The following is a 1,453-nucleotide window of genomic DNA, read 5'->3' as shown; positions in this document are numbered from 1 at the left end:
GCTAACCACTGACTACTGACCGCTGACTACTGACCGCTGACGGCTTACGATACCTTTTATTCCAAATCACTACAGAGGTAATATCATGAAACTCAAAAAACAAAATCTTCAAGAATCCACTGACAAAATTTACGACACGATTATTGTGGGAGGTGGCGCAGGAGGTCTCTCTGCTGGAATCTATCTTCAGCGTTACTTACTCAATACTTTGATTATCGATAAAGGCAAAGCGCGCTCTTTTTGGATGCAGGAACTCCACAACTACCTGGGTTTACCTCCCGATACCCCTGGTCGTTCTGTTCTTAGACAAGGTAAAGAGCATTATTTGTCTATTGGTGGCGATTCACTAGATGCTTTTGTCGAAGAAGTAATTGATGAAGGTGAGACCTTTGCTGTACGAGTAAAAGTCGGTCGAAACAACAGTGAATACTATACCTTTCGGGCTAAATACATGATTGCTGCTAGTGGCATTATTGACTATTTGCCAGCCTTGGAAAATATGCGAAATGTCTATGAATACGCAGGTTATAACCTCCATGTCTGTCTGATTTGTGATGGTTATGAAATGGCTGATAAAAACGTAGGGGTATTTGCTAGCACTGCAGGTAATGCGGAAGTTGTTTTTCCTCTGGGTTGGTTTACTTCTGAAATTACTTTATTTACCCAAGGATTGTTCGAGGTAAATGATGAATTGCGACAAAAAATACAACAACAGGGTTATCAAATCATAGAAATCCCAGTTGAGCAATTTTTAGGGGAAGACCATCAGATGACTGGAGTAGAATTAACTGATGGTCGAGTAATTGAGTTGGAAGCTGGCTTGATTTCCATGGGTTCCAAATACCATGCCGAATATCTAGACACATTTGATCTGGAGAAGAAGGGAGGCAATCTGGTTACAGATAAGATGGCCCGCACTTCCCATCCTCGTATCTTTGCCATTGGTGATTTAAAGGTGGGACTGAATCAGGTCGTCATTGCTGCTGCCGATGGAGCATTAGCAGCTACTCAAATTTGGCGCGACATCCGTGTCCTGTCAGGCTCCCAAAACCCCTAATACCGATAGGGTTTATTATAGAGACGGGAGGTGTTTTCCATCTTTTTGTGTTCTAGATTCAAGCTATGGTCTGTTTATTGAGCGGGAACCCTAACATCTCCCGTTGTTGCAAATAGAGTTGAGCCACTCGCCTGGCTAGATTGCGAATTCTACCGATATAACGAGTGCGCTCAGTCACTGAAATCACACCCCTAGCGTCCAGTAAGTTGAACGTGTGAGAACACTTCAGAACGTAGTCTAGTGTAGGCATAACAAGTCCTCGTGTGCTGAGTTGTTCTGCCTCTTGCTCATAAAGACCAAATAGCGTGAACAGTAAATCTGGGTTAGAGGATTCAAAATTATAAGTACATTGTTCAACTTCTCCCTGAAGGTGAACATCTCCATAGCTAATTTGGT

The 1,453-nt window shown here is 42.7% G+C and carries 2 protein-coding genes; one reads left to right on the top strand and one right to left on the bottom strand.

Annotation, left to right across the window (positions count from 1 at the left end):
• Positions 1-85: 85 nt before the first annotated feature.
• Positions 86-1,057 carry an NAD(P)/FAD-dependent oxidoreductase gene (locus F6K49_RS48675; RefSeq protein WP_293109885.1) on the top strand — a complete coding sequence of 324 codons (972 nt, stop codon included), beginning with the start codon at positions 86-88 and terminating at the stop codon, positions 1,055-1,057.
• 58 nt (positions 1,058-1,115) lie between these two features.
• Here F6K49_RS48675 and F6K49_RS48670 read toward each other — a convergent pair.
• A partial coding sequence (locus tag F6K49_RS48670; RefSeq protein WP_293109883.1) for a glycine--tRNA ligase subunit alpha occupies positions 1,116-1,453 on the bottom strand: 338 nt, incomplete at its 5' end.

Source organism: Moorena sp. SIO3I6, from assembly GCF_010672095.1.
The sequence above is the reverse complement of the archived record's forward strand: the minus strand, read 5'-3'. Positions and strand labels throughout refer to the sequence as shown.

What these genes read in the sequence shown, in the direction of transcription:
- F6K49_RS48675 (WP_293109885.1), top strand. Translation starts at nt 86, where the DNA reads ATGAAACTCAAAAAACAAAATCTTCAAGAATCCACTGACAAAATTTAC.